Genomic DNA, 6,398 nt, shown 5'->3' with positions numbered 1-6,398 from the left:
ATCTTGTAAGTCGCCTAAGACACATCAAGACTTTCGCCTTCAGCGCTTCGGCTTGCGCGCTCGCCTCTCGGCTCCCGCGCAAGACAAAACCATAACACCACATCTCCCCAGCTCGCAAGAGGCACGTTTCAAGGCTGCACCAGAGCCTCTCCCCATGGAAGGAAACGCGCCAGATGAGCCCATGAACCTGCCGCCAACATGGGGAAACCCCGTTCAGCAACGTCCTCACCCGGAGAGAGCTGAGCTGGATCCACATCCAACCAGCGAATTGGACAACCGAGTTCGTCGAGCACCAACCAGGCCGCAGCCAAATCCCAGATCTTGGGAGTGGCCTCTAGTGAAGCGATGGTCTGCCCCATCGCCACGCTCACCAGATTGAGGCTGGCAACACCAAGCAAGCGAATCTTTCCAGGGAAGCGCTGATCAGGTTTGCGCTGCAGCACACGGATCGAACGACTGCAAAGCGAAACACAGGCACTGGTCGCCAACGCTCGGGTCTCAGACGTGAGCGGTTGATTGTTTCGGGTGGCGCCGCGGCCACGCAGAGCGACAAAGCGTTGCCCCAGTGCTGGCACATCCAGAAAGACCTCACTGGGTCGGCCGTCAACAAAACGCGCCACGGAAATCGCCCAATAGGGAATGCCGGCCGCAAAATTGGTGGTCCCATCCAAAGGGTCCACCACCCAATAGGCCCGCGTGGCTGGGACTGTTTTGGATCCCTCCTCGCTGAGGACGCCCTCCCCCGGGGCAATGCTGGCCAAGCCCTCAACCAGAGAGGCATCACTCCAGCGATCGCAGTCGGTGATCAAGGAACCATCCGGCTTCACATCGGAACCGATCTGGCCAAAATCCTGCAGCTGACGAGCACGAATGCGATCCAGCAGCAGATGTACTGAGCTCAGTTGATCGTCACTGAGCACCAACGTCACCACAGAGGCTGAACAGGACTGCTCTCAGTCTGATTCACCGTCGAATCTGAGGAAGCTAAAGAGGGACAGGCGGACTTGAGCGGCGTTGGCTCAATGGGAATCGGTGCTTGATCAGGTACCGGCTTGGTCGACGGCAATGAGACCGCATTGCAGGCGACCAACGCATCCAAACCTGTGCGGCGCTGTAGCTGCGCCAGGCTGGTGTTGTAGGCGTTGATGGCTCTGGCGTAACGCAGCTCTGCTTGGGTGAGATCACGCTGATTGTTGACTACCTCTCTCTGGGTGCTGACACCAGCCTGAACCCGCAGATTGGACAGGCGAAGGGATTCTCGGGATGAGAGAACCTCGCTGGCTGTGGTGTCGATTTCTTGGATGGCCGTTCGCAGGCCAATGAAACTTTGCTCCACTTCAAGGCGGATCTGATCACGGGTGCTGGCGAATTTGAACCGGCTTTCTTCAGCGGCCTGCTTGGAGCGTCTGTATTGGGCCCGTGCACGACCGCCATCAAACAGACGCCAGTTCGCCTTCAGCACCGTGCTGTTCTGAATGCCGTACGTGAAATTGCCCATATCAATGTCATTCGACGTCTGACCGGTCTGACCTTGGGTCCGACTTGTCGAGGTGGAGTTGACAAACCTGAGAACGGGCTGAACAGCGGCAAGAGACGCATTAGCTCGGCTGTTGTTGATGGAGATATCGAGGACTAATTGATCAAGCTCTTCGCGGTAGTTGTAAGCAGCAACGATGCTTTCCTGCAGTGAGGGCTCCCAGAGACCCAAAGGCCGGGCAGGTGATGCAGCGGTTGGGGTGATGTCCTGCGGAAGGTCCAGCACCGCTGCGAGATTGCGTCGCTCGAGATCCTGTTTGCCGAGATTCCCCGTCAGGATGTTGCGGTCTCGGGCCAATTGAGTCTCCGCTTCCAACACCTCCAACTTGGTGTTGACACCAGCGTTGAAGCGAGCTCGCGCATCACGCAGGCTGACCAAGGAAGCCTTCACAGAAGCCTGACCGATGCGAACACCCTCATCAGCTTCTTGAAGATCGAAATAGCCCGTTGCCGCTTGAAGACGAAGATCACGCAAAGCAATCAAGTACGAATCGCCAGCCCGCTCAAATTGATCACGGGCTGCAGCTATCTCGGGAACGCGCGCCGGATTGATCAGATCCCAGCTCAATTGCAAGCTGATGTTTAAGCGCCACTCCCTGCCGTAGCGCTCGTTGAACCCATCCCGCGTGACAGGCTTTGTGAACTCTTCACCGGTGTTGGGATTGGTCCCACTTTTTTCACCGGTGACGGGATTGATAACGCGGGTCGTGGGTTTTCGAACTACCCGATCTGGGACGAAATCTGGATTTTGGTAGGAGTACGACTTGAAATATTCTGGGAGACCACTGGCCGAGAGGTCGACAGTGGGGTACCAAGCTGCAATCGCTGCGCGGAGTGCAGACTTGGCCTGATCAACCTGACTGGCAGCAGCCTTGAGCTTCGGGCTGTTGAACTCGGCCAGCTGAAGAGCATCCTCCAGGGTGAGAGGACGCAGCTCATGAATGCGCACCTGAGCCGGCGCATCAGGGAGCGCCAGGCTGGGGGGAGCAGCCAAAGGAACGAGGGGAGGCGGCAAGACGTCGAGAGCCGGAGCTACGACAGATGGATCAGCCTTGGGGCGTGCACCCTTCAAATCGATCGCATCGGGAAGCGTGTTCTGGTCAACCAATGCCGACTCAGACTGCGCAGTCTCCTGGCTGAATGCAGAGGGAACACCGGTGGAGACGACGCCCGCAACGAGACAAATACCCGCGGTGATCCGGCGCACAGCAATCAAAAACCTTTGGCGGAGTTTAGGGACTTTTTCCTACGGCACTCAAAACTGAGGCCACGACGTCAGCCGCCCCATGCACAATCCGGATGGGGGCCGGCAGCTGCGCGGCCAGGGCCTCCAAGGTCATGTCATCGAGGAACACAGGCTGCCCCTGCCGCAACATCACCGACGGCAGCAGCAGCTCATCGCCAAGATCTCGCCCCTGCAACCCACTGAGCAGATCCTGACCTGTCAACAGTCCGGTCACCACTTGGTCCTGCCCCCAATAGGGACTGGGCAGTCCGATCAGGTGAAACTCGACACCATCAACGCCATTCAACCGTTCGGCCACGGGCTGCAATGCCTGGGCGACGATCTGACCCACCACCCAGCTGCAACGACGGGGCTGCGGAACCGCTCTGGGCAGGTCTTCAGTCGCGGCATCCAGAGCTTCGAGGAAGGCGCGAATGCTGCCCACGCCGTTCTCCTGCTGCGGAAGATCCTCGTAGTCATCCCGAGGCGGCAACGGCAACCCAGCCATCAAGTACCACTCATCCGAGAGCCAGGCAAAGCGGGTGCCCAAGGCCGCCTGGAAGTTCTGCTGCATGGGTTCCACCTGGGCAATCACCTGCCGGGCACAGGCCGGATCCACAGGGACAAGGCCATCTTCAGCCGGCCTGAACCGGGTAAGCCCCACCGGAACAACCGCTGCGGACAGCACCGCCGGCCAGGGGCCAGACGCGAAGGATGCCAGGTCGTTCAAGGTCCTCTCCAGTGCAGGACCGTCATTAAGCCCTGGGCAGACCACCACCTGGGCATGAATCTGCAGATCACGCTGGTCAAACCAGGCGAGCTGATCCATCACCTGCGCAGCACGCGGGTTCACCAGCAGCCGGGAGCGCAGGTCGGGCTCCGTGGCATGCACCGATACAAACAATGGAGATAAACGCTGCTCCTCAATCCGCTGCCAATCGGCCTCGCCCAGATTGGTGAGGGTCAGATAGGAGCCATAGAGAAAGCTCAGCCGGTAATCGTCGTCTTTTAGGTAAAGACTGTCGCGCCGGCCTGGGGGCTGTTGATCGATGAAACAGAACGGACAATTGTTATTGCACTGACGCAAGCCATCAAACAGGGCCTCGGTGAAGGCCAGGCCAAGACCGTCATCAGCCTCCTTTTCCAACTCCACCTGATGCAGAGCACCCGCTGCATCACGCACCTCAAGGCAAAGCTCCTCATCCACGCAGAGGTAGCGGTAATCGATCAGATCTCGTGGTCGAATGCCGTTGATGCTGAGCAACTGATCGCCCGGCTCAAAACCCAACTCCTCCCCGATCGAGCCGGCCTCTACGGAGGCCACCACAGCAGGCTGAGGCTGGCGGCCACTGCTGGTTGGATCCAGAGCTGCTACGGCAACTCCAGCGGATGGCTCATTCCACACAAGCCGACTTCATCTGAACTCAGTGTGCGCCGTGAGCGCCCCACCAGACCAGCAGAAGCAGACCGAAGAGCAGCCGGTAGGCAACAAAGATCCAAGTGCTGTGGCGCTGGAGGAACTTCAGCAACCAATCAATCGCCAGCCAGGACACCAAGGCAGCTGAAAAAATGCCTACCAACAACGGGAGGGGGCCATTACCAGCACTGGCATCCAGAGCATCCTTGAGTTCCACCATCCCCGCAATCGTGATTGCGGGGATGCCGAGCAGGAAAGAAAAGCGTGCGGCGTCGGCCCGGTGCCAACCATCGAACAGGGCAGCTGTGAGGGTGCTGCCAGAACGGGACACCCCTGGAATCAAGGCCAACGCCTGCGCCACACCCACCACGAAGCCATCACGCCCTGAAACATCCGGGAGCTGCTTGCGACGGGTTCCAGCCCGTTCCGCCAAAGCAAGCAACAAAGCCATCACGATCGAGACGATCGCAATGGAAAGAACACTGCGCAAGGGCGACTGTTCGTAACCATGAGCCCAGAAGAATTTGATGCCCAGCCCGACCACCAGGATCGGCAGGGTGCCCACCGCCATGGCGAGTCCAAGACGTGCCTCCGGCTCCCGCCACTGGCCATGGCGAATGGCACGACTGATTCCCCGCAGCACCTGGCTGAGATCGCTGCGGAAATAGGCGATCACCGCAACGATGCTGCCCAGTTGAATCGCGGCGGTGACGGAAACGCCAGGGTCGCCCCAACCCAAGAGCACAGGCACCACCTTTAGATGAGCGGTGCTGCTGATCGGCAGAAATTCAGTGAGGCCCTGCACAACTCCCAGCACCAGATCACGCCAGCAGGCCTCAAGCAGGGTTATGGATGCAGAGGGGTCCGCCATCGAGACAACAGATGTCGCCTTGACGGTATCCCCGGCCCGCAAGGCAGGGATGTCGGCCGCGTCACTTGAAGATGTCTTCTAAGGTTCCGTGACTTTCTTCATGAAAAGGATTTGATCGGCGGCACCTGGCACACCTCAGCCTCCGCACGGTCGTGGTCCTTTCCGGTCGCGCGCATCGCTGCAGCAATGGTGGTGCTGCCTGTGTTTCTGCAGGCACCTTGGGTTCGTCTGGATCCTTTCTCAGCAACCCTTTTCACGGGTGTTCTGATTGCAGCCGGCCTGGTGTTGCATCAGAGCCGCTCCCAGACGGCATCCGACCTGGGTTCCCTTCTCGTTGGTTTCAGCGGTAGCTGGCTTGCGGGCTGCATTTTCTGGGGTTGGCTGCGGGCCCATCCCGTGCTGCACCTGCCCGTTGAAGCCTTCGCTTTGCCTGTTGCCTTGGGTGGCCTGCAGGGCCGCTGGCGGCTGGCGGCAACGTTTTATTTGTCATCTCTATTGGGTACAGCCTGCACAGACCTGGCCATGGCGGCCACCGGCGTGATGCAGTTCTGGCCGGCAGTCGTGACCGCTTCCCTGGATCAGGCTCCTCTACTGCTGCATCAGGCAGGGCTGCATTTGCTTCAGCCCCTGCCCATGGTCACCCTGATGATTGCTGCTGCGATCGTCCTATTCGTTGGACGTCGCCTGAACACGAATGGCAACAATTCCAACGGTGAGACCGGAGCCATGGCAGCTGCTGTGTTGATCACAACCCTTTGGGTAGACGGATTATTCCTGCTCTCGGCGTTGCTGCAGCCCGGGCTCAGCGGGTTGATCGAGTGAAACGAACTGCAAAAGCTGCTGCAAATCAGAGGGTTTAAAGGGGCAACGACTTGTAGTCTTCACGAGCCGGCAACGCCGGTCGTCCCGTTCTGACCCCTGATCGAGAGTTGAGATGAAGCGGCTTCTGAGCTGGCTGACCGGCGCACTGGTTATGGCAAGTCTGATGGCAGGCCTTGTGCTTCCCAACAGCGTTTATGCCGACGACGACCTTCGCAGCAAGTATTCCGGCAACGAGATCCGCAACGTTGTGGACGACAAGATCGCTGAACGTGAAGGCAAGGTCGACCTCAACAATTCCTCCGTGCGTCGCTTCCAGCAATTTCCTGGCATGTATCCGACCATGGCCGGGAAAATCGTTCTGGGCGGCCCCTACGACAGCGTTGACGACGTGCTGTCTCTCAACCTGACTGATCGTCAGCAAGAGCTCTTCGCCAAGTATCGCGACAATTTCACTGTCACTCCTCCCTCCATTGCTCTGAATGAGGGCGACGACCGCATCAATGACGGTCAGTACCGCTGATCCATTA

General features: G+C 59.0%; 6 protein-coding genes. 2 read left to right on the top strand and 4 right to left on the bottom strand.

Annotated elements, in window-relative coordinates; genetic code table 11:
- Positions 1-128: 128 nt before the first annotated feature.
- Genes NCN06_RS11755 through NCN06_RS11740 form a run of 4 tightly spaced genes read right to left on the bottom strand, consistent with a single transcriptional unit; the run spans position 129 to position 5,049 of the window.
- Entirely contained in the window at positions 129-932 is an 804-nt protein-coding gene (locus NCN06_RS11755; protein WP_226399034.1) for an inositol monophosphatase family protein, read from the bottom strand.
- Positions 926-2,743 carry a TolC family protein gene (locus tag NCN06_RS11750; RefSeq protein WP_250398969.1) on the bottom strand — a complete coding sequence of 606 codons (1,818 nt, stop codon included), beginning with the start codon at positions 2,741-2,743 and terminating at the stop codon, positions 926-928. Before NCN06_RS11750 ends, NCN06_RS11755 begins: the two co-directional genes overlap by 7 nt.
- Positions 2,744-2,768: 25 nt before the next feature.
- Complete coding sequence (locus tag NCN06_RS11745) at positions 2,769-4,166, bottom strand: TIGR03279 family radical SAM protein (RefSeq protein ID WP_250398968.1); 1,398 nt, start codon at positions 4,164-4,166, stop codon at positions 2,769-2,771.
- A gap of 19 nt (positions 4,167-4,185) precedes the next feature.
- Positions 4,186-5,049, bottom strand: a complete 864-nt coding sequence (locus NCN06_RS11740) for an undecaprenyl-diphosphate phosphatase (RefSeq protein WP_250398967.1) — start codon at positions 5,047-5,049, stop codon at positions 4,186-4,188.
- A 111-nt stretch (positions 5,050-5,160) separates the two neighbouring features.
- Between NCN06_RS11740 and NCN06_RS11735 the strand changes: the two genes are divergently transcribed.
- Together NCN06_RS11735 and psbU are read left to right on the top strand one after the other, a co-directional pair.
- Positions 5,161-5,871: a DUF3120 domain-containing protein gene (locus NCN06_RS11735; RefSeq protein ID WP_226399031.1), complete on the top strand. Its 711-nt coding sequence runs from the start codon at positions 5,161-5,163 to the stop codon at positions 5,869-5,871.
- Positions 5,872-5,983: 112 nt separating this feature from the next.
- Positions 5,984-6,391: a photosystem II complex extrinsic protein PsbU gene (gene psbU / locus NCN06_RS11730; RefSeq protein WP_226399030.1), complete on the top strand. Its 408-nt coding sequence runs from the start codon at positions 5,984-5,986 to the stop codon at positions 6,389-6,391.
- The last annotated feature ends 7 nt before the right edge of the window (positions 6,392-6,398 follow it).

It is taken from the genome of Synechococcus sp. MU1648 (genome assembly GCF_023630615.1).
Taxonomy (GTDB): domain Bacteria; phylum Cyanobacteriota; class Cyanobacteriia; order PCC-6307; family Cyanobiaceae; genus Parasynechococcus.
Note: the sequence above shows the minus strand (reverse complement) of the source record. Positions and strands in the feature narration are given on the sequence as shown.